Here is a 25656-nt window from a genome sequence, read left to right as displayed (position 1 = left end):
CGCGGCGTCACACGCTGCCCAGCGGGTTCGGGGCGGGGGCGCGTCGCGGGTGGCCGTGGGTGCGGGTCGAGGGGGTGTCGCCGGGCAGCAGCAGGGCCGGGTTTCCTCCCCACCGGGCGTGCTGCGGGACCTGTTCTCCCTTCATGAGGAAGGAGTCGCAGGCGAGTTGGGCACCGTCTGCCATCGTCACGCCGTAGTGGACGAACGCGCCGACACCGAGAGTGCAGCGGTCACCGATCGTGGTGCGGTCCGACTTGAAGGCGCCGTCCTCCTGCGAGTGGCACTGGATCACCGTGCCCGCATTGAGCGTGCAGTCGTCCCCGATGGTGACGAGGGTCCGCTCGGGGGCGGTGCAGCCGTCGTCGAAGACCCGTTTGCCGATCCGCATACCCAGGAGCCGCCAGACGACGTTCTTGAACGGGGTCCCGTTGAAGAAGGCGGTGTAATCGGCATGGGCCATTTTCCAGAAGCGTTCATGGCGCCAGAAGGACGGATCGTAGATCGAGCAGTTCAGCGGCCTCTGGGCCTTGAATCCCGTGACAGCCCGTTCGGCCAGCGCGAAGTGGACGACGGTGAAGACCAGGGTGAGGACACCGGCCAGCGCGATCGCCGACGCGCCAAGAGCGGGGTAGAGGGCTTCGGCAGCCAGGGCGATGAGGATGACGGCGAAGAGGTGGAGCCACCGCGCCAGCAGATAGATCCCCGCGGTGACGGCATTGTGCCGGTTCTTCGCGGCCAGGCGCCGGCGCAGCTCGCTCCCGCTCTCCACGTCGTTCAACCGGGTGTCCCTCATCACCGTCCGCGGAATGGCGAACGGCGGCGAGCCCAGCAGACCGACGTCCTCCCGTATCTCCCCGTCGACCGGGACCATCACCTTCGTCGCGAGCAGACAGTTGTCACCTGTCCTCGCGCCCGAGGGATAGGCGATGTGATTGCCGAGGAAACTACGCGCCCCGATCGAGACCCGGGACATCCGGAAAGCAGTGCTGGAGAATTCGGCATTGAGGACCGACAGACCGTCGGCGACCATCGTTCCGCTGCCCACCGAACTCAGAAACGGGCTGTCGTGCTTCACTTCGGTGCCGAAGTTGGAACCGGTCTGCGTGACGGGCGACAGGCGGTAGCCGAGATAACGCAGGTAGCGGACGATCGCGGAGCTGTCCCCGAACAGCCTCAGGAAGAACTTACGGTTGGTCAGAGCAGCGACGACACGCTGCAGTCCGTAAGGGAATCCGTAGAGCGGATACACCCTGTCCGGCTTGACCGCCAGATTCAGCAGGCGCGGCAGCGTGCCCTGCATGACCAGCCCGGCGAGAGCGGCACCGAAGAACAGCACGAAGGACGCGGCCAGCGCACGGAGACAGAGCATCCCACCGGTGGACGCCGAGGACCCGGCATCGAGCGGTGCCCTCAGCTGCGGCAGTGCGGCCAGCAGCACGCTCACGCCGCCGGCGGCCAGCGGCAGATACACCAGCAGCAGTGCCAGCAGCTGCCCGATCGCGTAGCGGACCTTCCGGCCGGTGGAGCAGTCGGCGGCAACGGCCGCACGGAAATCCGTCGTGGTGGGCTCGGCCGGCGACCCGTGCCAGCGCTCCCCGGCGGGCACCGCCTGACCGGTGTGCAGGCTGGAGGCGTGCCCGAGCTGGGCCCGGTCGCCCATCGAGGTGCCGATGTCGAGGACGGTCTGCTCGGCCACCAGGGCATCCCTGCCGATCGTGACCGGGCCGGTCTGGATGAGACCGGCGTGCGCGCGATAGCAGGAGAAGAACACGTCCTTGCGGATCACCGTGCCGTCACCGATCGTGAGCAGATCGGGACACACGGGAATGTGCGTGGAGAAGATCGCGACATTCCGTCCGATCTTCGCGCCCAGCGCCCGGAGATACGGCACGTACAACGGCGACGCCGTGAACAGACGCGCGGGACTCGTGCGGATCAGGGTCTTCACCAGCCACCAGCGCAGATAGCCGAGGCTCCACACGGGAAACTCACGAGGGGCGAAGCGGCCGATCAGCGTCCACTTCGCCACGATCGGCAGGGCGCACAGCCCGGCAAAGCCCGCGCCGCCCACCAGGACGGACCGCAGATACACATCGAGGGCACCCGAGCCGGCGCCGACCCACCCGTAGCCCCGGACCGTGGCCAGGGCAGCCAGGTAGACGTATCCGAGAAACACCAGCAACTGGAGTACTCCACACAGCAAGTACCGTCCCGTGCCGGCCCTCTCCGCGGCGCCCGGCTCCGCAACGGACGCCGTAACAGGCGGGTCCGACTCGGAGGGCCCGCCACCGGTGAGCGCGGCAGTCAGGCTGTTGACGGTGGGATGCCGGTAGACGTCCTTCATCGACACGGACGGCAGATCCGGCCGCTTTCTCACCCGGGCGCAAAAGCGCGCCATCACCAGCGAATCAGCACCCAGGTCGTCGAAGAAATGGCTGTCGGCCGACACTCTTTCCACAGCCACGACATCGGCCAGCACATCCACCAGAAGCCGTGCGGTGTCTGCCGCCGGGCCGGGGAACCTGTTGTCCGGCCTGCTGTCGGGCCGACTGTCGGGGGGTGCTGGGGAAAGGAAATGCATGGGGTCGTCCATCTGTGAGGGGCCTTGAGCCTTCAGCGGCGGATCGGTGAAACCCGCCCCTTCAGTAGGCCCGCCCGGCAGACGCCCGTCATGCCCCTGAATTTCGTACCTTGACACCGCGCAGCAGCAGCGTTATCGGACCGGTGCATTTAGCCGTAATGGGGGCCGGTGTCAAGCCCCGAGATTCGGTGGCATGACATCGGCCGCGGTCAGCCCGCGTACTGGAGGAGTCCCGAAGCCACCATCAGTACAGAGGAGGACGACCGTGCCGGTCATATCCACCCCCCAGGCCTTCAACCAGGACGACCTTTACGTCGACCTGGAGGCGATTACCGGACAGCGGATATTCCTCAAATGCGAAGGATTCAATTTCGCCGGTTCCATCAAGCTCAAAGCCGCCGCCGCGATGATCGAGGCGGCTGAACGCGACGGCCGGCTCACGCCCCGTTCCATCCTGGTCGAATCCTCGTCCGGAAATCTCGGCGTGGCGCTGAGCATGATCGCGGCCAACAAGGGCTACCGGTTCGTGTGCGTCACCGACTCCCGCTGCAACCTGCCCACCCGGCTGCTCATGGAGGCCCTCGGCAGCCAGATCCACATCGTCACCGAGCCCTCACCCACCGGCGGCCTGCTCGGCGCCCGCATCGACCACGTCCGCGCCCTGTGCGCCTCCGACGACCGCTATGTATGGCTCAACCAGTACATGAACCCCAATAACCACAGGGCTCACTACCGCACCACCGCCCCCGCCATCGCCCGCCACTTCCCCCACCTCGACGTCCTCTTCGTCGGAGCCGGCACCACGGGCACCCTCATGGGCTGCGCCCGCTACTTCCGTGCCTGGCACCGGCCGGTGCACATCGTCGCCATCGACACCGAAGGCTCCGCCACCTTCGGGCACACCCCCGGCCGCCGGATGATCCCCGGCCTCGGCACCAGCATCCGGCCCCCGCTCCTCGATACCTCGTACATCGACGAAGTCGTCCATGTGAAGGAGTCCGACACCATCCGCACCTGCCACCAGCTCGCCCGACGCGGCTTCGTCTTCGGCGGCTCCACCGGCACCGTGGTCAGCGGCGCCACGCAGTGGCTGGCCCGATACCGGCAACAGCATGACCGGCAGCCGACCGCCGTCGCCATCGCCCCCGACCTCGGCGAGCGCTACCTCGAAACCATCTACCAGACCAACTGGGTGCAGGACCTCTACGGCGACGACGTACTCGGCCCCGAGGCACTCACCACCGCCGCCCCACAGAGCGCCCCCGCCAGGAACGGTCACCTCGGCCTTGAACGTCTCCCTCAGTCCTGAACGCAGTCCTGAACCGCGACTGCGGCAGCGTAGCCGTCGCCCACCGCCACATCCTCGATCGTCCAGCCCGGCACCTTCGCCACCGCACTTGCCGTCCCCAGATAATCGAGCGACATGGCACGTCCCAGCCCCACACCCAGCCCTTTGAGATAAGCCTCCTTACGCGCCCACACCCGGGCGAACACCGCCGGTCGGTCGACCGCCCGCACCGCGCGCAACTCCGCCGTCTCCTGCGGATGCAGGGACATCCCCACCTCCTGCGCCACCTCAAGTGCCGGGACCGCCTCGATGTCCACCCCCACCGGCACCGGAGCGAACGCCAGCAGACAAAGCCCACCACTGTGCGACAGCGAGAAGTGCACCGGATCGCCCCGCACCCCAGGACGCCCGTGCAGCTCACCGCAGGACGGACACGGCAGCCGCTGGAACGGGACATCGGCGGGCGGGACACCGAGGTACGCACCCAGCAGCAGACGCAGCCCCACATGCCCCGCCAGATACGTGTCCCTGTCCCGCGCCCTCCGCAACGCCGCCGCACGCTGCTTCTCGGCCACATCCAGCACCGAGTCGGCCAGCCGGGCCACCACCGTCCGGAACGCCTCCGCCCGCACCAGCCAGAGCCCGGGCTCCGCGGCCCTACCCGGCGTTCCGAGCGGCCGCTCCCAAGCGCCGTCCCGCAGCTCAAGAGGCCATCGCAGCCCACCCGCCATCACGCGCCCAGCATACGAAGACCGGGCAACAGCGGCCCGAGGCCGGATCGATCAGGAATCGAGAAGCGCGGGCCACGGCGCCGCACCTAGCCTGATCGCCATGGACAGTCCGCCTGGAGGCCGGGCTCTCCACGACGTGACTGGAGGAAGCATGACGGACGCGCCGCCGCGTGGGCTTGAGCAGAGACTTCGGGACACTCGCGCGAAACTGGAGAACGAGGTCGACCTCTGGGTCGCGACAGCGGGCTCTCCGGGCGGTGTCCACCTGGTGCCGCTCTCGTACCTCTGGGACGGGACCGCGTTTCTCATCTCGACGCCGCGCGCCTCGGTCACCGGCCGCAACCTGCTGGCGGACGGCCGGGTACGACTCAGCCTCGGGCCGACCCGCGACGTCGTGGTCGTCGACGGCACCGCAGAGCCGGTGGACCTCGCCGACCTCGCCGCCAAGACGGGCGACGCGTTCGCGGCCAAGACCGGTTTCGACCCGCGTGAGCTCGACGAGCCCTACCAGTACTTCCTGATCCGGCCGCGGCGTATCCAGGCCTGGCGTGAGGCGAACGAGCTGCGGGGACGCGACCTCATGCGCGACGGCCGCTGGCTCGGCTGACCGCCGCACGGGAACACACGAAGCCCGCGAGTCAGGCGACCGGGACCACTTCCACTCCGGAGGCGTCCAGCCGGACCCGCACCTCGGGTCCGGCGCTCCACCGCACTCTCAGCTCCCCCGGCCCGCCGCTCCGCACGGTCACCGTCTCCTCCAGCGGCACGGGGTCCGGTTCGCCAGTGAGCCGGACCAGGGCGGCGAAGAGGGTGGCGCCGTCGTCACCCATGACGCCCGTGAGGGAGTCGGTGAGGCCGAGGACGGGGAGCAACTCGGACCGCACGCCCTCCCCCGCCGCCCACCCGGTCACCCGCACCGGGGTCCCGGGCGCAGCGCCCGTCACCAGATACGCCCGCATCTCTGCGGCACCGTGCGCGAGCACCACGCTGGTCACCTGAACCCCGTCACCGACCGTGTGCCGGGAGGCCGCCCAGCCCTCCCCCACCCCCAACGGCACGATCCCCGTCCGGCTCGCGTCCTCCCCGACGATCACACTGTTGTCGTACGACGCCGAAGGCTCCGTCACGGTCGAATAGGCGAGGCGCGTGTAGAAGGGGTCGTAGCGCACGTCCTCGCTGCCGTGGTTGTGGAGTCGGACCAGGCCGTCCGAACGGGTGGACTGGAGCAGCCAGTTGGGCGGGCCGAGCGGCGTTACCGCGTCGGCGCGCTCCGCGGGACCCGGTTCCTCGGTCGCCGTCCACACCTCGTGGTCGGGGGGCAGGAGGAGACCGAGGAAACCCTTGCTGGCCCAGTACGGGGACGCCGGTCCCGAATACCCTTGCAGCAGCGCCTCATTGGGGCCGTGCCAGCCCAGGGTCAGCAGCCCATGCTCGTCCACCGCGCCCCGGTCCAGGAAATAGCGCAGCGCACCCGACGCCAGCCGCCGCGTCTCCCCCGGCGACAGCGGGGTGTGGCCGCTGAGCGCGCCGAGCCACAGCGGGGCCGTGGTGGCGAAACGGTAGGTGAGGGAGCGGCCCTGGTGCATCGGGGCGCCGTCGGCCCCGAACAGGCGGGAGTAGTCGGCGAGGTGCCGGGAGAGCCGGCCGCCGTAGAGGTCCAGCAACCGGTTGTCGTCCGCGAGCCAGGCGTGCAGCACCGGGTAGAGGTGCATCGCCCAGCCGTTGTAGTAGTCGAACTTGCGGCCGTCGCCGTCGGTGTACCAGCCGTCTCCGAGGTACCACTGCTCGATGCGCTCCAGCCCCCGGTCGATCGCCTTGCGGGACGCCTCGGTCTCGTAGCCGATGTCCTCCAGGAATCCACCGACCGTCACCGGGAACAGTTCCCAGTTGCACGGCCAGGGCTCCGCGGTGAGCGCGTCGGCGAGCCAGGCGGCCGCCCGCTGACGTACGGCGTCGTCGAGCCGGTCCCACAGCAGGTCGCGCGTCAGGCGCAGGGCCAGGGCGATGGACGCCGCCTCGACCAGGGGCTGGCCACGGTCCACGATGCGGGGCCAGACTCCGGAGACTCCGGCGGCGAGTCCCTCGGCGTACCGTTCGAGCGCGGTCCCGTCCCGGCGGAAGGCCGCCAGCAGCAGCGTACGGGCGTGGCCCTCCAGGCCGTCCGAGAGCCTGCCGGACCAGCTGGTGTGATCGCCGGGCAGATCGTAGAGGGCGTGCTCCTCGGTGGCGTACGGCTCCACGGCGGCGAGCAGGGCGTCGGCGGCGGCCTCCCAGTGGGCGCGCGTGTACCCGGTGTACGGGCTCAGGGTGCGGTCGTCGGGGGGCAGATCCATCGGCAGGCCTTCCTTCCAGCTGGTCCTGGAGCGCCCCGGTTCCGGTCGGGGCGCCCCAGGAGTTCATCCCACCCGCACCTTGCCCTGCGGCACCAGATGCTGAGCGGTGAGTTCGTCCCGGACCAGGCCCGCGTAGACCGTGGCGCCGTGCACGGAGGTGTGCGTGTTGTCCCGTTTCTCGTTGTAGAGGTACAGCGCCTTGGACGCCTCCACGCCCAGCGTCTCCACCAGGGCTTTCGTCTTCGCCGTGAGGTCGATGAGGGGGACGCCCTTGGCGGCCGCGACCGAGCGGGTGACGGCCGGGTGGTCGACGCCCAGACCGTTGACCAGGAGTGCGGTGCCGTTGTTCAGGGTGCCGTCGGAGTTGAACCAGCGCCGCACGATGGGCGTGACCAGCACCGGACGGCCGCCCTCGGCGCGCACGCCGTCCACGAGCGTTTCGAGGTTGGCCCGGTAGGTCGCCTCGTCGGTCTGCTTGTCGTTGTGGGCGAGCTGGATGAGGACGAGGTCGCCGCGCCGGATCTGCGGCTGGACGGTGGCCCACAGCTGCGGGTTCTGCAGGTAGGTGACCGTGCTTTCGCCCGAGTCGGCGTAGTTGGCGACGGAGACGCCCTTGCGCAGGAACTGCGGCAGTTGCTGGCCCCAGGCGGAGTACGGGTCGCCGGGCTGGTCGCAGACCGTGGAGTCGCCGACGAGGAAGATCTGGCGGGTGTGCCGGGCGGGCGTCACCCGGATGTCGGCGAGCGCGGGGGCCGAACCGCCCAGCACCAGATCCAGGCCCGCGGCGCCGTCGGCTCCGGTCGGCTCGCCCTCGGGCGTGCGGACGTTCACCGTGAAGCTGCGGGCCACGCGCTCGCCCGCCGCGACGGCCGTCTCGGGGAGCAGCGAGCGCCGGGTCTCGCCGGTGATGGCCGTGCTGGACGGCTCCTCTCCGCCGAGGACGACGCGCACGTCGTACGTCCCGGGCGGCACGTCGAAGTGGCAGGCGGTGGCGGTGCAGTTCTCCGGGCCGAGGGCGCGGTGCCCGTCGTACGCCTGAACCGGCACGGCCGTCAGGAAGGTGGCAATGGCCAGCGCGGCCGGCGCGGCGAGGGTGAAACGTCTCATGGCTGCTCCCGAGGCAGGTCGACAAGGCGCGCGGCTCGGACCGTACAACGTTTCAGCAAGCGCTTTCTAGACCTCTGCGCCAATTCGCATCACCGCCAACTTCCTGCGTGCGAAAGCCCTTTCGCGAACGCGATTCGACTGTCACCCTTCCCAGCACCCGCACCGCCCCCACAGACCCAGGAGGCGACCCATGTCCTCAGCCACAGACGGGCCCCGCGTCCGCCCGGCCCTCGGCCGCCGCGCCTTCGTCGTCGGCGCCACCGCGGCCGCCGCCGGCGCCGCGCTCACCGGCACCGCGCGGGCCGCGGCCTTCGGCTGGAGCGACGACGGCTCGAACTACGTCGTCGACACCGGCGCCGACCTCGTTTTCAAGGTCCGTAAGTCCAACGGCGATCTGTCCTCCCTGGTCTACCGGGGCACGGAGTACCAGGGCTACGGCGGCATGAACTCGCACATCGAGTCGGGCCTCGGCAGCTCCACGGTGACGATCAGGCAGTCCGGGACCACGATCCTGATCTCCGTCGCCTACGGCACTCTCCGGCACTACTACGCGGCCCGCAGCGGCGAGAACAACATCTACCTGTGGACCAACAAGGCCGACACATCGGTTTCCGCGACCCGTTACATCCTGCGGGTGCGAAAGGGCCTGTTCCTCAACGACGAGCCCGACTCCTACACCTACGCGCCCACCACCATCGAGGCGCAGGACGTGTTCAGAAAGTCCGACGGTCAGACCCGCTCCAAGCACTACTCCCGGCTGCGGGTCATGGACTACAACTACATCGGCTGGACGACCGGCAGCGTCGGCCTGTGGATCGTGCGCAGCAACCACGAGAAGGCCTCCGGCGGCCCCTTCTACCGCTCCCTCCTCCGCCACCAGAGCGCGGACGGCGGCGGCCTCTACGAGATCCTCTACTACGGCCAGAACCAGACCGAGGACCAGCGCTTCGGCCTCCAGGGCCCGTACGTCATCGCCTTCACGGACGGCGGGGCGCCCTCCTCGGCGCTGTTCCCGGGAACGCTCACGACCCCGTGGGCGGACTCGCTCGGCATCTCCGGGTACGTCGCGGCGAGTGGCCGCGGCCGGGTCGCGGGCGTCGGGATCAGCGGGCGGAACACGGCGCACCCGTACACCGTCGGCCTCGCCGACTCGGCGGCGCAGTACTGGGGTTCGGCACGAGCATCGGACGGTTACTTCTCCATCGGGGGTGTCCTTCCGGGGACGTACACCCTGACCGTGTTCAAGGACGAACTCGCCGTGTATACGCAGTCGGTGACGGTGAGCGCGGGCGCGACGACCACCCTCAACACGATCGCCGTCCCCTCCTCGAACGACCCGTCCAACGCGAGCGCGATCTGGCGGATCGGCGACTGGACGGGGACGCCCAGGGGCTTCAAGAACGCCGACCTGATGACGTACGCCCATCCGTCGGACGTCCGGGCCGCCCCCTGGACCGGCAATGTGGTGATCGGCAGCGGCAGTGAGACGTCGGCGTTCCCCTGCTATCTCTGGAAGGACGTCAACAGCGGGATCATCGTCTACTTCCGGCTGACCGCCGCCCAGGCCGCCGCCGCCCACACGCTGCGGATCGGCGTGACGACGGCCTACGCCAACGGCCGCCCGCAGGTCGTCGTCAACGACACGTGGACGTCGGCGATCCCCGCACCGCCCACCCAGCCGAACACGAGGTCGCTGACCAACGGCTCGTACCGCGGCAACAACCACACGTTCACCTACAGCGTTCCGGCGTCCGCCTGGCTGACGGACACCGGCGCGTACAACACGCTGAAGATCCACGTGGTGAGCGGTTCGGGGACGACGTCCTATCTCAGCGCGGGCACCGCGATCGACGCGATCGACCTGCTCGCCTGACCGTCACGTTCCGCGCGTCCACTGCTGGTTCGTTCCTCCATTGCAGGTGTAGGTGATCAGCGCGGCGGAGTTGGCGGTGGACGCGCCGTTCACGTCCAGGCACTCGCCGGTGGTCCTGGCCCTGATCAGCCAGTAGCTGCCGGAAGCGGTCACGCTCCACTGCTGGTTGGTGGCGGCGGTGTTGCAGTTCTCCTGGGTGACGTTGGCCGCGTTCTCGGTGAGGCAGAGGCTGCTGTTGCGGACCATCAGCTGGTAGTAGCCGCTGCCGACGGGCTTGAACCAGAACTTCTGGTTGTTGCCGCCGTTGCAGGTGTACTGGCTGAGCGCGGCGCCCTGCCACAGCGACTGGTTCGGTACGTCGGCGCACTTGGCGCTGTGCCGGGCGATCAGCGTCTGGTACGTGGCGCCGGCACCGCTCACCGTGCCGGCCGCCGCGTCGATGGTGACCTCCGGTGACCAGGACATCGACATCGATCGCGAGGTGGGGAAGGTCAGCGGCAGCCAGACGTAGCGGGAGTCGTTGACGGTGCCGCCGAAGGAGTTGCCCCAGCGGTCGCCCAGGTAGAGGTACGCGGTGCCCGAGGTGCCCTGCACGGGCAGGACGTACGTGGTCTGCGAGCCGTATGCCGTCGAGTCGCCGACGTTGGTCATCGCGGTCCAGGGGCCGGTGATGCTGGTGGCGGTGGCGTACTGCTGCTGGTTGGGGTTCCAGCCGGTGGCGCCCGAGGTCAGCATGAAGTAGACGCCGTTCCGCTTGAACAGGGCCGGGGCCTCGCGGTGGCCGCCGTGCCAGGGGTCGGCGACCAGGGCGGCGATGCCGGTGTAGTCGCTGGTCAGGCGGTAGATGTGCAGGTCGTAGTTCTCGCGGGCGGCGGAGATCATGTAACCGGTTCCGTCGGTGTCGACGAAGACCGTGATGTCCCGGGACATGTGCTGGCCGAGCGGGCGGAAGCTGCCCTGCCAGGTGTAGTCGCCGTCGACGGTGTCCGAGACGGCGACGGCCGCGCGGGCCTCGCTGTAGTCGGAGCCGTTCTCCTTGTGCATCCACATCACGAACTTGCCGGTGGACGCGTTGTACATGACCTTGGGCCGCTCGATGTTGGCGACGGCCAGTTCCGGGTCGGTGGACTGGGTCAGGACGTGGTTCCTGAACTCCCAGTTCTTCAGGTCGGTGGAGCGGTAGGCGTCCACGTACCGGAAGGTGTTGTCGGCGTTGCGGTGCTCGCCGAACCAGTAGTAGTAGGCGCCGACCTTGATGATGCCGCCGCCGTGGGCGTGCACGGGGTTGCCCGACGTGTCGGTGAACTGCGTGCCGTTGGTGATCGTCTGCGGCGCGGCGCTCGCCGGGGCCGCGGTGACGAGAGCACCGGCGAGCGCACAGCACAGGGCGAGGAGGATCGCGTACAGGCGTCTCATGTCACGCTCCGCGCGGTGCGGTGTCGGCGACGGGGATGCCGAAGTCCGGGGTGCCGTCCGGCTTCCAGCGGAGGGTCTGCACGCGGGTGTGGCGGTTGGGGTCGTTGAGCGGGTCGCCGTTGATCTCCTTGTACTGGCGTGCGTGGTAGACGAGGACATCGGTGCGGCCGTCCTCGGCGACCGTGAAGCAGTTGTGGCCGGGGCCGTACTGCTTGGTGGTGTCGTTGCTGGTGAAGACCGGCGTCGGGGACTTGGACCAGCTGGCGGGGTTCATGAGGTCCGCGTTCGCGGGGGCGGTGAGCAGGCCGACGCAGTAGTTGTGGTCGGTGGCGCTGGCCGAGTAGGTCATGAAGATCCGGCCGTTGCGCTTGAGGACGTACGGCCCCTCGTTCACCTTGAAGCCGATGCACTCCCAGTCGTACTCGGGGGTGGAGAGTCTGATCTGGGGGCCCGTCAGGGTCCACGGGTTCGCCATCTTCGACAGCCACAGGCCGGTGTTGTTGTCCATGCCGGGCTCGTGCTGGGCCCAGGCGAGGTAGCGGTTGCCGCGGTGGGTGAAGGTGGTGGCGTCGAGGGAGAAGGTCTCCCAGGCCGTCTTGATCTGGCCCTTCTCCACCCAGGTTCCGCGGAAGGGGTTGGGGTTGGAGTTCTCCAGGACCCAGATGCGGATCCGCCACACGTCCTCGGCGGGGGCGGCGGCGAAGTAGATGTACCACTTGCCCTTGATCCGATGCATTTCCGGAGCCCAGATGTGGGCGCCCATGTCACCGGTCGGGTGAGCGCGCCAGATGACGGACTCGGCGGCGGTCCCGAGGCCGTTCAGGGTGCGCGAGCGGCGCAGGATGATGCGGTCGTACTCGGGGGCGGTGGCGGTGAAGTAGTAGTAGCCGTCCGTGTGCCGCGTGATGTGCGGGTCGGCGCGGTTGAGGACGAGCGGGTTCACGTAAGGACCGGCTGCTTTCCGAGGGGCTGCTGTTGCGGTGGTGGCGGCGGCGGCCAGGGCGCCCGCGGCGAGGGCGGCGCTCTTCAGTACGAGTCGGCGGTTGGGGGTGGGCAGGTCGTCGGCGCGGCTCATGCGGACTGCCTCTCGTATGCTCGACGGAGTCTGTTCGACATTTCGTACGGCATCTGTCATTCCGAACGCCGAAAAGGTAAAGGTGCGTTACGAGGAGGTCAACGGGTTGGACGGGACAAAGTACGGCGACGATTTTCTGTTATCGGCCGACGTCCCGGCCGTCTCCCCTCACGTGCGCAGCCAAACCCACAGAACAGCAGCGGCCGTCGGCGCCCTCGCGGCGGTCGCCGCCCTGGTCACCGCTCCCCCTTCTTTCGCCGCCGGTCCGCGGGACGTCACCGCGGACGTGCTCGCGAACCGGGACGTGACGCTCACCGGCGACACGGTCGTCACCGTCCCGTCCGGGCAGACGACGTACAACGGCGTCTTCCGCGGCGAAGGCACGCTCACCGTGCGCGGCACCGGCACGCTGATCCTCACCAAGGACAGTGACTTCACGCTGCCGAAGTCCCGGCAGCGGCAGAAGGTGAGCATCCTCGGCGGCAACCACCCGTACGTCACCACGACCAACCCCGACCCGCCCGCGGTCACCGTCGAGCGCGGCGCCACGCTTCAGTACGGCAACGGCGGTACGACCGGCCTGATCGGCCACTTTCCGTACGGCACGCCCGCGTTCCGGCTCAACCAGGCCAACATCCGGGTCGACGGCACCCTCCGGCTGTCCCTGAAGAGCGCCTACAACCTGGGGACGATCAGCGGCTCCGGGCTGATCAGCCAGCCGAGGTTCCTGTGGGGCACCTGGGACCTGTCGGGCGCCCACCCCTTCTCCGGGGTGATCGACAACGGTACGCAGGTCAACGCGGGACGGCCGGAGTTCGCGACGTCGCTGCCGAATGTGCGCAAGATTCTCAACCAGGGCACGTACACGGTCGACACCCCACTGGGCCAGACCGTCACCATGGGGATGGACTTCTACCAGCGCGAGTACGGCAGCGACATCAACGTCCAGTCGCGGCCCGGCAGCAAGGTCGTGCTCACCGGCCAGTACAGCTGGTCGAACCAGGGCGGCGACACCGACCCCTCGCTCAGCGACCCCGCGCTGAACTGGACGCCCGCGCGCAAGAACGTCAACAAGCGCGGCACCAACATCAAGGGCGCGAACGTCCAGTGGGGCGACGGCACGACCAGCAAGATCTTCATGCCGGGCACCGCGGAGACCGTCTACATCAACCTGCTCGCCGCCCGCTCCCGCTCCCTGCTCACCTTCGACTACAACGGCCCGGTGACGCTGGGCGCCCCCATCGGCGGCGGCCTGTTCCACGACACGCTGGCCGCGCCCGGCGCAGGGGACGTCGTCATCGCGGGGACGCGCGGGAACGACGTGACCTTCGCGGCGAAGCAGTACTACGACGGCTCGACCACCGTCGAGAAGGGCGCGGTGCTGCGGCTGGGGTCGGGGCAGGGTGACGGCTCGCTGTGGATGGACGGCGACCTGTGCCGGGTGGTGAACGACGGGACGCTCGTGGTGCAGAACGCGTCGACGCCGATCTCGCTGTCCCGGGTCAGCGGCTCCGGGGCGTTCGTGCAGTCGGGCGCGGCCACGACGACGCTGGCCGGGAGCGGGGTGACGTACACCGGGACGACGACGGTCAGGAAGGGCACGCTGGCGCTGAAGTCCGGGGCGACTCTCGGCCGCAGCAAGGCGATTCGGCTCACCTCGCCGGGCGCCCGGCTGGACGTGGGCACGTCCGGGCTTCGGGTGACGACGACACTCACCGGCAAGGGCACGGTGCGGGGTGCGGTGACGAACGACGGGGTGGTGGCGGGCGGTCTGACGGTGACCGGAGGCTATACGCAGCGCGCGAAGGGCCGACTGGTGCTCCAGGCCAAGCCGTTGAAGGTGACCGGGGGCTCGGTTCGGCTGGCCGGGGAGGTGGACCTTTCAGCGGCGGGCAGGTCCTCGGCTCGCGAGATCACGCTTCTCGACAACGCGGGGCGCGGAGCGACGAAGGGCGCCTTCTCCGGTCTGCGTGAGGGTACGAAGGTGAAGCTCGCCGACACCGTCTACCGCATCAGCTACCGCGCCGGCGACGGCAACGACGTCGCCCTCACCGCCACCGCCGCGAGCCCGTCGGCCTCCCCGTCCCCCGGATCGGCGTCCAACTCGGCGGCAGTCGGCACACGCAGCGCGAGCACCGCCGACGACTCCGGGCTGGGCTGGTGGCCGTACGTACTGAGCCTCGGCCTGCTGGGCGGCCTGCTGATACCCGCGACCCGCCGCACGCGGGGCGGCCGCCGCAGGGGCGGGGGCCGGCATGCGGCGCACCGCTAGGGTCTGCCTCAGTGTCCGCATCCGCTCTAGGGAAGAGATCCTTCGGCATGGCCGTCATCCACCGCACCGTCCTCAAGCCGAGCAAGCTGGAACTGCTCATCTCCTGGCTGCCCTCCCGCCCGTGGTACCGGGGTGGCTCGGGTGAGCCGGAGCTTGCGAAGGCCGGGGGCTTTCGGCTGGACGACCCGGAAGGCGAGGTCGGGATCGAGTTCATCGTCGTCACCGATGCCTCCGGGTCTGATCTGATCACCTATCTGGTGCCCCTCACCTATCGCGGTGCCCCGCTCGACGGGGCGGAGCACGCCCTCGTCGGCACCATGGAGCACGGGGTGCTGGGGCGGCGCTGGGCGTACGACGGCTGCCACGACCCCGTGCTGGTCGCCCAGCTGCTGGCGCTGATCGAGGGGCGGGCGCAGGCCCAGGACCAGAACGTCAGCGACGTCCCCGACCGGGATGTCATCGCCTTCTACACCGGCGAAGGCTCCGTCCCGAACGGCTTCACAGCCACCGACGACGAAGAAGGCACCGCACTGGCCGCCCCGCACGGCACGACCCTCCGCCTAAACCGGGTGCTGCAGCCCGCCCCGGACGGCCCGATCCAGCCTCCGCAGGGAGCGGTCGGCCACGTCACCGGCTCCTGGCAGATGCCGGACGGCACCCGCGTCCGGGGGATGCTCGCCGTTCTGGAGACCTCCGCCCGGGCGTAGCCTCGACACATGACCAGCGACACCCCCGCAGCCCCGAGCGGCCTCGCCGACGCCCTCGCCGCCGGGACGGTCGTGCTCGACGGCGGCATGTCCAACCAGCTCGAATCGGCGGGGCACGACCTCAGTGACGAGCTGTGGTCGGCGCGGCTGCTCGCCGAGCGGCCCGAGGCGATCATCGAGGCGCACCTCGCGTACTTCATGGCGGGCGCGGACGTGGCGATCACCGCCAGCTACCAGGCCACCTTCGAGGGCTTCGCCAAGCGCGGGATCCGTCAGGAGCGGGCGGCCGAACTGCTGCGGCTCAGCGTGGAGTTGGCGCGGGAGGCGGCGTCGCGGGCCCGGGCGAAGGGGGTCACGCGTCCGCTGTGGGTGGCGGCCTCGGTCGGCCCGTACGGGGCGATGCTGGCGGACGGCTCGGAGTACCGGGGACGCTACGGGCTGACGGTGCCCGAGCTGGAGCGCTTCCATCGCCCCCGCCTGGAGGCGCTCGCGGCCGCCGCGCCGGACGTCCTGGCGCTGGAGACGGTGCCCGACGCCGACGAGGCGACGGCCCTGCTGCGGGCGGTGCGCGGACTCGGCGTGCCGGCCTGGCTGTCGTACACCGTGACCGGTGACCGCACCCGCGCCGGACAGCCGCTGGAGGAGGCCTTCGCCCTGGCCGCCGACGTGGACGAGGTGATCGCGGTGGGCGTGAACTGCTGCGCCCCGCAGGACGTGGACGCCGCGGTGCAGACGGCGGCGCGTGTGACCGGCAAGCCGGTGGTCGTCTACCCCAACAGCGGGGAGACCTGGGACGCACGGGCTCGCGCCTGGAGCGGCCGCTCCACCTTCACTCCCGAACAGGTCGAGGGCTGGCGGTCCGCCGGGGCCCGGCTGATCGGCGGGTGCTGCCGGGTGGGACCGGAGGCGATCACCTCGATCGCACGCACGCTGACGGCGTGAACCACGGTCCGGACCTGCCCCGGCGCTGCTAACCTCACCGCACCAGGAACCGGTTTCCATCGAGTTGCCGCAGTTCCCGGAGGGTGCGCAGGGGGCGGGGAGAGGAGCGGGGCGGGTATGACGCGCAAGAGCGGGGGTGCGAGCCGGAGCACGATCCGGGACGTGGCGTTGCGTGCGGGGGTGTCGGCGTCGACGGTGTCGCGGGTGCTCGGCGGGGCGTACCCGGTGAGTTCGGCGACCCGCACGCGCGTGATGCGGGCCGTGCGCGACCTGGACTATGTCGCCGACGCGCGCGCCAAGGCGGTCGCGGGCGTCGGGACGCCCACGCTGGCGTTCGTCCTGGAGGACATCACCGGCCCATCGTTCGCGCACATGGCGCACGGCGTGGAGCGCGAGGCGACCCGGCTCGGTCATCTGTGCCTGGTGTGCAGCACGGAGGGCGACGTCCAGCACGAGCTGGACTTCGTGGAGATGATGCGCGCCCAGCGGGCCGCCGCGGTGATCCTGGTGGGCGGCAGCGCCGACACCCCCGAGTATCGCGAACGCACCCGCCGGATGGCCGACTCACTGGCCTCGGCCGGTTCCCGGCTCGTCCTGTGCGGCCGCCCGCCGCTGGGCCCGGGGGCGCCGGTCACGGTCATCGAGTACGACAACGAGGGCGGCGCCTACGCCCTGGTCGCACACGTCCTGGCGCAGGGCCACCGGCGGATCCTGTTCCTCGGCGGCAAGCCCGACCACACCACCGCACTGGGGCGTGAGCGCGGCTACCTCGCCGCCCACCGCGCCCGCGGCGTCGACGCCGACCCCGCGCTGCTCCTGCACGGCGACTTCACCCGTGACTCCGGCCACCGCCTGATGCGCCAAGCCCTCGCTGCGGAGCTGGAGTTCACGGCCGTCGTGGCCGCCACCGACATGGTCGCGGCGGGCGCGCTCACCGCCCTGCACGAGGCGGGCCTGAACGTCCCCGGCGATGTCTCGCTGGCCGGTTACGACGACATTCCCTTCGCCCGCGACCTGCACCCCGCCCTGACGACGGTGCACGTCCCCTACGAGGAGCTGGGCCGCCTCGCGGTCCGTACCGCCCTCGGCCGCACCGCGGAAACCCGGGCCGAGCACCTGCTGCTGGGCACGCATGTCGTGGTGCGGGACTCGGTGCGGGCGGTGGAGTAGAGCAGGGCACCCCGCGTCACTGCCGACGGACACCGCCGGGACGACGGAGGAGACGTGCGACCGACCGCAGCTCCGCACGGCGCGCGGACGCACCCTCGGCAGGAGCCGCCGCGGGTGCGGTTTCCCGGGCGGTGGCGTCGGCCGTCCACAGCGCCAGCTCGCGGTCGCGCGGGCCGTACACGGTGTACGGGGCCGCCGGTGAGCCGGGGGTGTCGGGCGGCTCGGCCTCGCCGAAGATCCGCACCGGGTGGGTGGCGTCCCATGCCTCCCAGCCCGGGTCACCGTCGGCCGCGAATCGCACCCACGCCTGGTGCATCGCGTCGGCCAGCTCCGTCGGGGCGCCCCAGCCCGCCAGCTTCGCCGCCTCGGGCACGTCGCCGGTGTCGAAGACGAAACCGAGTTCCAGCGCGTGGCAGGAGCCGAGCCCGGGCAGCAGGGAGGGCCAGGCGAACTCGTAGACGTACGACGGTCCGGGGCGGGCGTCGGCCAGGCGGTGCAGCGGGATGCGCAGCAGGTGGTCGGTGACCAGCTGGCCGACGATCTCCGCGGTGCCGGCCTCGGGGTGCAGGGCGCGGTAGCCGCGCGGGACCTCGTGGCCGCAGTGGCAGCGGGCCATGGCTCCGGCCAGGGCGACGGGGCCGAGCCGGTCGACGCGCTCCAGCAGCCCGCCGGGCACAAGCCACAGCCGGTACTCGTCGCGGGTCCAGCCCAGGAGCAGGTCGGCGCCGGACGCGGCCTCCCCCTCGACCAGCGCTTCCAGAGGATCGCGGGGTACGAGGTCGCCGTCGACGACGATCCCGAAGGCGGGGCCGCCCAGCACCGGGCTGCTGAGCCGGCCGACCTCGGCCTGGGTGCGCAGCAGCAGCTCGCGGTCGACGGCGGCGAAGGCCTCGGCGGTCGCGGGCACCTTCAGCCGGGTCGCCATCCGGCGCACCATCCGCCGTACCTTGTCCCGCTCGGCCGCCTCGGGCGGCCCGCTCTGCAGGACCGCACGCCGGAACAGTCCCTGGGCCTGCGGGGCGGCGATCAGGGCACCGATGCTGATCGCACCGGCCGACTGTCCGCAGAGGGTGACCCGGTCGGGGTCGCCGCCGAAGGGCTCGATCGACTCGTGCACCCAGCGCAGGGCGGCGAGCTGGTCGCGCAGGCCGGGATTGGCGGGGGCGTCCGGGAACAGTCCGTAGCCCTCCACTCCGAGCCGGTAGTTGAGGGACACGAAGACGATCCCGTCGCGGGCGAAGCTGTGTCCGTCGTACACCGGCACACACGACGATCCCCTGGTCAGGGCCCCGCCGTGCAGCCACACCAGGACCGGGAGCCGGGCGCCGGGGCCCGGCTCGGGGGTCCACACGTTCAGGTTGAGGCAGTCGTCCCCGGGCACGACGGGGTCCGACAGATACTGGGCGAAGGCCTCCGAGTACGGCGGCTTGGGCGGCGTCGGCCCGAAGGCGCCCGCGTCCCTGACGCCGTCCCAGGGCTCGGGCGGCACCGGGGGCCTGAACCGGCGTGGCCCGAAGGGCGGTGCGGCGTACGGGATGCCCCGGAACACCGCGACGTGCTGCTCGTACCGTCCGCGTACCGCCCCGTACGGCGTGCTCACCACGGGGCCCGTCAGGTCTGCTGCGGTCATCCGCCCACCAGCCCTTCGCCGTGCTCGTGCACCGTTCACCTCAGAGCATCACATCGCTCGGAGGTATTCCGGTGCACGAGCCGGTTCAGCGCCTATTTGGCGTACATCAGCGTGCCGAAGCCGAGCTGGTCGTAGCCGCCGCTGTTGGAGCCGTAGTCACCGCCGCCGCCCTCGGGGGCGACGAGGTTGTAGTACATCTGGGAGATGTACCGGTCGTCGAGGAACAGGCGCCGGTTGTAGTGGAAGTGGAGCATCGCCCAGACCGGCCGGACCTGACCCCGCGAGGCGGAGGAGATCACCGTGTGCTCCCGGTACGCGCAGTTCTGGCCGGTGCCCCAGCTGTAGGTGGTGAAGGGCACGTCCTGGCCGATGTTGTACTTGGCGACGTACTGGGCGGCCTTCATGAAGCGCCGTCCGTCGTAGGAGTACAGGTCCTCGCCCTGGTTCCAGGCCATCTCGCAGATCGCGCCCATCTGGCCCATGCCCATGACGGTGTGCCCCTGGTCGCGCCCGGACTCCTGCCACTGGCCGAGGGCGTAGCCGTCGGCGTCGGTGTGCAGGAACGGGACGGCGTGGGTGATGGAGCCGTTGCCCGCGCCCGACTTGAAGTACGTGACGGCCTGGTCGTACTTGGCGGCGTCCTCGTTGAGGATTCCGATGGCCAGGACGGAGGCCATGTTGCACAGGTCCCAGTTGGCCCAGTAGTTGGTGATGCAGGCGTCGTTGTGGCCGGTGAGGAACTGGTTGTTCAGCGGGTAGAAGACCCTGGCCATCATGTCCTGGAAGGCGGCCAGGTCGAAGGCGTCGTAGTCCCGCATGAGCTCGGCCGCGTTGGCGAACTGCCAGCCGTAGAGGCCGGCCGCGAGGAACCGGTCGGCGTTGCCGGTGACCGACGTCAGGGTCGTGGCCCAGGCGTTGAGGATCCGAGCGGCGCAGGCGGCGTTCGCCTCGGTGCCGCCGACGTGCCAGCGCAGCGCGTTCTGGTAGGCGGCGGCGATGTCGTTGTAGAGGATGCTGTAGTTCTGGCCGGTGCCGCCGCGGATGATGGTCGCCTGGGGGTTGGGCGTCCAGGTCGACTGGGAGTGGGAGTTGGCGACCAGCCGGTTCCAGCCGGACAGCCAGGGGTCGTTGCCCGCGGCCACGCGGACCCGGGCGCGGTTGATGTCACCCCAGTTGTGCAGCATGCCGGGGTGCGTCCAGGTCGCCGGGGCCGCGCTCGCCGATGGGGGTCCCCCCGCTCGAGCGTAGCCGAGAGTGGGGGAGGCGGTGGCGGCGCCGAGGGCGAGGGCGGCGGTGAGGCCGCCGGCGGTCTTCAGCAGACCGCGGCGGCTCAACGCACTGTTGTGGAGGTGCTGGTGGGGGGAAGTGCGGCTCATTGCAGTGCAGCTCCATTCCAATGTCGATTTACATGGCGGTGATGCTCACCTCGTCGAACTCGGTGGTGCTGCGGACCAGGGGGCTGCGGGAGCAGACCACGAGGCCCACGTAGTAGGGGGCGTCGCCGAAGCCGGGGATCTCTCCCTCGGCGAGGGGGGTCCAGCTGACGCCGTCATCGGTCGAGGTGTAGGCGGTGAAGGCGGTTCCGGTGCGCTTCAGCCGCAGGAGGCAGGGCGGGGTGACCGGCACGTTGCCGGTGAAGGCCGACCGCCCGGCGACGGTGGTGCGCAGCATCAGCTGCGCGCTGCTGCCGCCGGTGACGATGGCCCCGGCCGCCTGGTCGAACGGCGACAGGGACTTCGCCATGAGCAGACCCACCCGGTCGCCGCTCGCGCCCGTGCGGGCGGCGAGCCGGGCGGTGATCTCACAGTCGCCGGTGACGGGCCGTCGTACGAACTGGCCGGTCATTCCCTGGTTGTTGACGGTCAGATCGGTCCCGGCGCCCCGCACCACGAAGGTCCCGTCCTCGTAGGCGGTGCTGCCGGGTGTGCGCACGTACACCACGCCGTAGGTGGCGAGTTCCCGCTCGTCGAGCACCACGTCGCCGAGATCGCCGTACGTCCACGGGGCGGGCGGCGGGGTGCCGACGGTGAGCGTGAGGGTGGCGGTCGCAGTGCCGGCCGCGTTGGACGCGGTGGTCGTGACCGTGAACTCTCCCTTCTCGGTGGGTGTTCCGGAGATCAGACCGGTGCGCGGGTCGAGGCGCAGGCCGTCGGGCATGCCGCGTGCGGTGAACCGGACCGCCGCCGGGGAGGCCCTCAGCAGGTGGCGGAACATGACGCCCCGGTTCGCGAACGCGGTGTCCTGGGAGACGAACTCCGGCTTCGAGGGGGTCGGCATCTCGGCGTGCGCGGGCGCCGAACGGGGGCCGCGGCCACCGGTATTGGTCTTGGTGACGGTGTAGTGATACGTCCTGCCGGGACTGCCGGTGGGGTCCGCGTACCGGATGCGGGTGCCGAAGCCGACCGGGGTGACGCCGTTCGCGATCGTCCGGTACGGGCCTCCCGCGTCCGTGGCCCGCAGTACCGCGTAGGTGGCCGAGGGGTCCGGGTCGGTCCAGCTCAGTTCGACGGCGTCGGCGCCGGTGACCGCCCGCAGGCCGGTGGCGGCGTGCGGGGGGCGCGGGGTGACCCAGTCGGCGCCCCTGGCCGTGACCACGCTGACGTTGTCGAAGGCACCGGTGCCGGTCTCGGCGTACTCCGCGTCGACGCCCAGGCAGGAGGTGAGGACCAGGCCCGCGTAGGCCGTGCGCCCCATCTCGACCTCAGTGGAGCCGACTTCGGTCCACCGGATGCCGTCCGGGGAGAGGGAGCCGGTGCAGCGGCCGCCCTTGCGCTCCACGCGGACCCAGTACGGCGCCCGCAGCCGGTAGCCGTCGCCCGCGCCCTCGACGTACGGCGCCGTCAGGGGCGTCGCCGACTCCGGGAGCGAGCCGAGGTCGGAGATCGGGAACGCGGCCGCGCTGGTGATCGCCTGCTGCTGGGAGGGCGGCACGGGCGTGCTGCCGGTGCCGGATACGTCCGCCCCGGCCGAGGGACGGACGCTCCACACGCCGCTCCAGGTGTGCAGCGGCAGGCCCTGGATCAGCATCGAGGCGTGCGCGGCGTCCGGGTCGAGGGAGTCGCGGACGGTGACGCCGATCTTGGAGTACTGGGAGCTGAGCGGGAACACGATCCGCGCGGTGACGACGCCGTCGCCGCGCAGGGGCAGGTAGGCGACCTGGTACGTGTCCGAGGTGCCGCTCGCCGTCAGCACGAAGCGCTCGCCGTCGAAGGTGGCGGTGCCCGGGATCCGTAGCTTCCCCATGTCCCGGGTCGACCAGGGCTCGGGGAGACCGGCCGTGGCGGCGATCCAGGGGGAAGCCGCGCTGGTGCCGCGGGAGTTGGTGGCGGTGACCGTGTAGTAGTACGTCCGTCCCGGGCGGACGTCGTGGTCCGTGAACCTGGGCGCCTCGACCCCGGACGCGCGCCGCTTGTACGGCCCCTCCGGGCTGGTGGCCCGCTCGACCGTGTAGCCGGTCGCCCACGCGGACGGCAGCCAGGACACGGTGACCGCGTCGTCGTCGCCGACCGCGGTGATCCCGGCGGGTGCCGTAGGCGCGGCCGGTGAGGCGGTCGCCGTCCCGGCGTAGGTGAGCGTGCCCCAGCCGGGGTGGTCCTCCTGGTAGCCCTCCACCACGCGTGCTCCGTCCGTGCCCCGGAAGATGACCTTCTCGATGTGGGGCGCGGGCTTGCCGAGGCGGCCCGCGTAGTGCGCGTACGCCATCTCCCACACCGGGCGGAACACTCCGCGCTGCCGGTTGGAGACGGTCGTCTTGACGTACTTGCCGGTGCGGTCGAGATCGGGGACGAACGGTACGGAGTCGTCGCCCAGGTTGTAGCGGGCGAAGTACTCGAAGTTGGCGAGGATCCTGCTGTCCGCGAAGCCGTACAGGTCCACGCCCTGCTGCCAGGCGACCTCGGCCGCGTCCGCCAGCAGGCCGACGGCGAGCTGCTCGTGGGCCTGGTCGCGGCCCGACTCCTGACCCTGGCCCGCGGCGGTGACGATGCGGTGCAGCACCGAGCCGTTGCCGGCCCCAGCGGCCGCGAACCGCAGGGCGTCCTCGAACATCACCCGGTTGTCGCAGAACACGGCGATGGCGAGGATGGTGCGCAGCGCGGCGATGTCCCAGTTGCCGTTGGCGTAGAGGCAGTAGCCGGACAGGGCCGGGTACCAGACGTCGGTGAAGGAGCGCTCGCAGCGCCGTATCGACTCCTCGCTCCAGCCGTCGTAGTCGCTGTGCCGCAGGATCTCGGCTGCGTTGACGAGCTTGAAGCCCTGGATTCCGGCGCCGAGCTGCCCGTCGGCGCCGGTGATGCCGGTGAGGGAGGCGGCCCAGACGTCGAGGATGTCGCGGGCCTTGTCGGCGTGGCGTACGTCGCCGGTGACCGCCCACATCAGGGCGTTCTGGTAGGCGGCGGCCGCGTCGGTGACGGCCTGGCTGGTGTTGTCGGTGGGGCCGCGGCCCCAGGTGGTGATCTGTCCGGTGTTGCGGACGGCGTAGCTGTGCTGGGAACGGAAGTCGGCGGCCGTCGCGGCGAAGCCGGAGGCGATCGGGTCGCGTCCCTGCGCCACCGCGGACTTCATTCGGGCCAGGTCGGCCCGGGAGTGCAGCAGACCGGGATGCGCGAAGGTGAACGCCGCTTCGGCGGCCCGGGCCCACGCGGGCGTGGCGGAGACGGACAGCAGTCCGCCTCCGGCCACGGCCGCGAGTCCCGCCGTGCCGAGGAGCGTGCGTCGGCTGAGGGAATGCAAGGGATGCTCCTGGCTTACGGGTTCTGCACGGTGAGCTTGAGGGTCTGGGTCGCCGTACCCACGCTGTTGGTGGCCGAGACGGTGACCGTGTAGGTGCCGCGGCGCCCCGGGGCTCCGGAGATGAGGCCGGTCTTCTCGTCGATCTGCATGCCCTGCGGCAGCCCCTCGGCGCCGAACGACGTGGGCAGCGCGGTCGCGGTGACGAGGTGGTGGACGATCCGCTTCTTGGTGGCCGTCACCTCGCCCGCGCTGGTGATCTCGGAGGCCACCGTGGCGGCCGGTGTGTCGGCGTCCAGGAAGCGGAGGTCCTTCACGTGCTCGTTGACGAACATCGGGACCATGTCCGGGGTCAGATACCAGCCGGGCTTGCGCATCTTGTCGTGGATGACCGTGCCGTTGATCTGGAGGTTCTGGAAGGTGAGGTTCTTGATGGGGCGGTCCGCGTCGTAGCCGACGACGATCGGCATGATGGCGTTCTTGCCGTTGTAGGTCAGGTTCCGGACGTAGACGTCCTGGATGCCGCGGCCGGGCGAGGCGTTGTACCGGTTGGCCATGACCCGCATGTTGAACAGCTGGCCCCAGGTGAAGTCCTCCACCCGGACGTCCTGGATGCGAATGTTGCGGATGAGGTTGCTGTCGCCGGGGTTCAGGGCGAAGCAGCCCTGGTAGAGGACCTGCGGCTCACGGTGCTGGAGGACGTCGATATTGCTGAAGACGATGTTCTCGATCGTCTCCGGATTCTCGGGGTTGCCGTGCGTACCCATGTTCACCGGGTGCGCGACATCGGCCCACAGGGTGGAGTTGCGGACGATGACGTTGCGGCAGTCGCCGTAGTAGTCCCAGCGGTGGGCGTAGATGGCGATGCAGTCGTCGCTGTTGCGCATGAAGACGCCCTCGATCAGGACGTCCTCGCTGCTGAACACGTCGATGCCGTCGCCCCACTGGCCGTTGCTGTAGGAGTGCAGGTTGCGGACGGTGACCTGCTTCGACTGGCCGATGGTGCACGAGTAGCCGGTCTTCGGGTTGAGGGCGAGGATGCCGTCGATCTCGATGTTCTTGGAGAACTGCACCAGCGTGGCGGCGTCCGAGTCCCAGATGATGCCCCGGCCGATCAGCCGGGCGTTCTCGACGTTCACGAACTCCACGCGGGCCTTGAGCACCGCGCCACCGGCCAGGTACACCGTCTTGCCGCTGGGCACCTTCACCACACCGCCCGCGGGGGTGTGCAGGCCGGGGCCGAAGTAGATGACGTCCTCGTCGTCCTCCTCCGGCCGCCGGGTCTCGATCGGGTTGGCGTGCAGTTGCAGGTTGCCGTAGATGTCGCCGTCGATCTCGATGGAGAGGTTGCGCGGCTCGGTGAGGCTGAAGGTGATGGTGTCGCCGCTCACCTCGTGCGGGATGTCGTACGACAGCGGGCGGATCCGCGCGGAGGGGATGGTGCCCTGGGACCAGGTGACCTGCACCTCCACGGTGCCGGTGAAGTCGAGGTTGGCGACCGAGGTGTACCGGATGACGCCGGCGCCGGTCTTCTCGTTGATGGTCTTCGTCCCCGCGCGCAGCACCGGCACCGGCTTCCACTGGCCGCCGGGGGTACGGGCCTTGACGACGTAGGTGGTGTTGATCGGCAGTGCGCCCGGGACGGGGTGGATCACCAGCCGGTCGGTCTTCCGTCCGTCCTCGGCACTCGCGGTGCCTGCCGCGGCGCCGACCAGCGAGTACGCGGCGGCGGTGGCGCCCGCGGCCTGGAGGACGGTGCGCCGGGACGGGCCGGTGCTCTGGGTGTTGTTCATCAACAGCTTC

The 25656-nt window shown here is 70.4% G+C and carries 17 protein-coding genes; 7 read left to right on the top strand and 10 right to left on the bottom strand.

The annotated features are described in order from the left end of the window. Positions 1-7 precede the first annotated feature (7 nt). Positions 8-2464: a Pls/PosA family non-ribosomal peptide synthetase gene (locus SSP24_RS07740; protein WP_444546197.1), complete on the bottom strand. Its 2457-nt coding sequence runs from the start codon at positions 2462-2464 to the stop codon at positions 8-10. 382 nt (positions 2465-2846) lie between these two features. Here SSP24_RS07740 and sbnA point away from each other — a divergent pair, with 382 nt between their 5' ends. Then, positions 2847-3890, top strand: coding sequence for a 2,3-diaminopropionate biosynthesis protein SbnA (gene sbnA / locus SSP24_RS07735; RefSeq protein WP_141308145.1), 1044 nt, complete (start codon positions 2847-2849; stop codon positions 3888-3890). On the opposite strand, the gene SSP24_RS07730 is transcribed toward sbnA, so the two are convergent. Next, the gene (locus SSP24_RS07730; RefSeq protein WP_141308269.1) at positions 3881-4600 is read right to left on the bottom strand and encodes a 4'-phosphopantetheinyl transferase family protein; all 720 of its coding nucleotides are present in this window, start codon (positions 4598-4600) and stop codon (positions 3881-3883) included. The genes sbnA and SSP24_RS07730 overlap by 10 nt on opposite strands. 151 nt (positions 4601-4751) lie before the next feature. Here SSP24_RS07730 and SSP24_RS07725 point away from each other — a divergent pair, with 151 nt between their 5' ends. Further along, positions 4752-5207, top strand: a complete 456-nt coding sequence (locus SSP24_RS07725) for a pyridoxamine 5'-phosphate oxidase family protein (RefSeq protein ID WP_141308143.1) — start codon at positions 4752-4754, stop codon at positions 5205-5207. A gap of 31 nt (positions 5208-5238) precedes the next feature. Here SSP24_RS07725 and SSP24_RS07720 read toward each other — a convergent pair whose 3' ends face one another. Both SSP24_RS07720 and SSP24_RS07715 read right to left on the bottom strand, forming a co-directional pair. Further along, a complete protein-coding gene (locus SSP24_RS07720) occupies positions 5239-6933 on the bottom strand; it encodes a DUF2264 domain-containing protein (protein WP_141308141.1) in 1695 nt (564 codons plus the stop codon). 63 nt (positions 6934-6996) lie between these two features. Next, complete coding sequence (locus SSP24_RS07715; protein ID WP_141308139.1) at positions 6997-8040, bottom strand: rhamnogalacturonan acetylesterase; 1044 nt, start codon at positions 8038-8040, stop codon at positions 6997-6999. 190 nt (positions 8041-8230) lie between these two features. Between SSP24_RS07715 and SSP24_RS07710 the strand changes: the two genes are divergently transcribed. Next, a complete protein-coding gene (locus tag SSP24_RS07710) occupies positions 8231-9913 on the top strand; it encodes a rhamnogalacturonan lyase B N-terminal domain-containing protein (protein WP_141308137.1) in 1683 nt (560 codons plus the stop codon). 3 nt (positions 9914-9916) lie between these two features. On the opposite strand, the gene SSP24_RS07705 is transcribed toward SSP24_RS07710, so the two are convergent. Both SSP24_RS07705 and SSP24_RS07700 read right to left on the bottom strand, forming a co-directional pair. Continuing rightward, positions 9917-11329 carry an RICIN domain-containing protein gene (locus SSP24_RS07705; protein ID WP_141308135.1) on the bottom strand — a complete coding sequence of 471 codons (1413 nt, stop codon included), beginning with the start codon at positions 11327-11329 and terminating at the stop codon, positions 9917-9919. A gap of 1 nt (position 11330) precedes the next feature. Continuing rightward, the gene (locus SSP24_RS07700; RefSeq protein ID WP_141308133.1) at positions 11331-12404 is read right to left on the bottom strand and encodes a glycoside hydrolase family 43 protein; all 1074 of its coding nucleotides are present in this window, start codon (positions 12402-12404) and stop codon (positions 11331-11333) included. A 172-nt stretch (positions 12405-12576) separates the two neighbouring features. Between SSP24_RS07700 and SSP24_RS07695 the strand changes: the two genes are divergently transcribed. The 4 genes from SSP24_RS07695 (at position 12577) to SSP24_RS07680 (ending at position 17495) form a co-directional block, all read left to right on the top strand. After that, the gene (locus SSP24_RS07695; RefSeq protein WP_141308131.1) at positions 12577-14676 is read left to right on the top strand and encodes an autotransporter; all 2100 of its coding nucleotides are present in this window, start codon (positions 12577-12579) and stop codon (positions 14674-14676) included. A 47-nt stretch (positions 14677-14723) separates the two neighbouring features. Further along, complete coding sequence (locus SSP24_RS07690) at positions 14724-15383, top strand: maltokinase N-terminal cap-like domain-containing protein (protein ID WP_141308129.1); 660 nt, start codon at positions 14724-14726, stop codon at positions 15381-15383. Between the two features lie 9 nt (positions 15384-15392). Beyond that, entirely contained in the window at positions 15393-16325 is a 933-nt protein-coding gene (gene mmuM, locus SSP24_RS07685) for a homocysteine S-methyltransferase (protein WP_141308127.1), read from the top strand. Between the two features lie 117 nt (positions 16326-16442). After that, entirely contained in the window at positions 16443-17495 is a 1053-nt protein-coding gene (locus tag SSP24_RS07680) for a LacI family DNA-binding transcriptional regulator (RefSeq protein WP_141308125.1), read from the top strand. Between the two features lie 16 nt (positions 17496-17511). Here SSP24_RS07680 and SSP24_RS07675 read toward each other — a convergent pair whose 3' ends face one another. The 4 genes from SSP24_RS07675 to SSP24_RS07660 all read right to left on the bottom strand — a co-directional run bounded on the left by SSP24_RS07675 (position 17512) and on the right by SSP24_RS07660 (position 25646). Further along, positions 17512-19125 (bottom strand): carboxylesterase/lipase family protein, encoded by a 1614-nt coding sequence (locus SSP24_RS07675; RefSeq protein WP_141308123.1) that lies wholly within the window; start codon positions 19123-19125, stop codon positions 17512-17514. A 92-nt stretch (positions 19126-19217) separates the two neighbouring features. After that, entirely contained in the window at positions 19218-20501 is a 1284-nt protein-coding gene (locus tag SSP24_RS07670) for an alginate lyase family protein (RefSeq protein ID WP_141308121.1), read from the bottom strand. Positions 20502-20529: 28 nt separating this feature from the next. Then, a complete protein-coding gene (locus SSP24_RS07665; protein WP_141308119.1) occupies positions 20530-23856 on the bottom strand; it encodes a putative Ig domain-containing protein in 3327 nt (1108 codons plus the stop codon). Positions 23857-23870: 14 nt separating this feature from the next. Then, positions 23871-25646 (bottom strand): Ig domain-containing protein, encoded by a 1776-nt coding sequence (locus SSP24_RS07660; RefSeq protein WP_141308117.1) that lies wholly within the window; start codon positions 25644-25646, stop codon positions 23871-23873. Positions 25647-25656: the final 10 nt, after the last annotated feature.

Source organism: Streptomyces spinoverrucosus (assembly GCF_006539505.1).
GTDB lineage: Bacteria > Actinomycetota > Actinomycetes > Streptomycetales > Streptomycetaceae > Streptomyces > Streptomyces spinoverrucosus.
The sequence above is the reverse complement of the archived record's forward strand: the minus strand, read 5'-3'. Positions and strand labels throughout refer to the sequence as shown.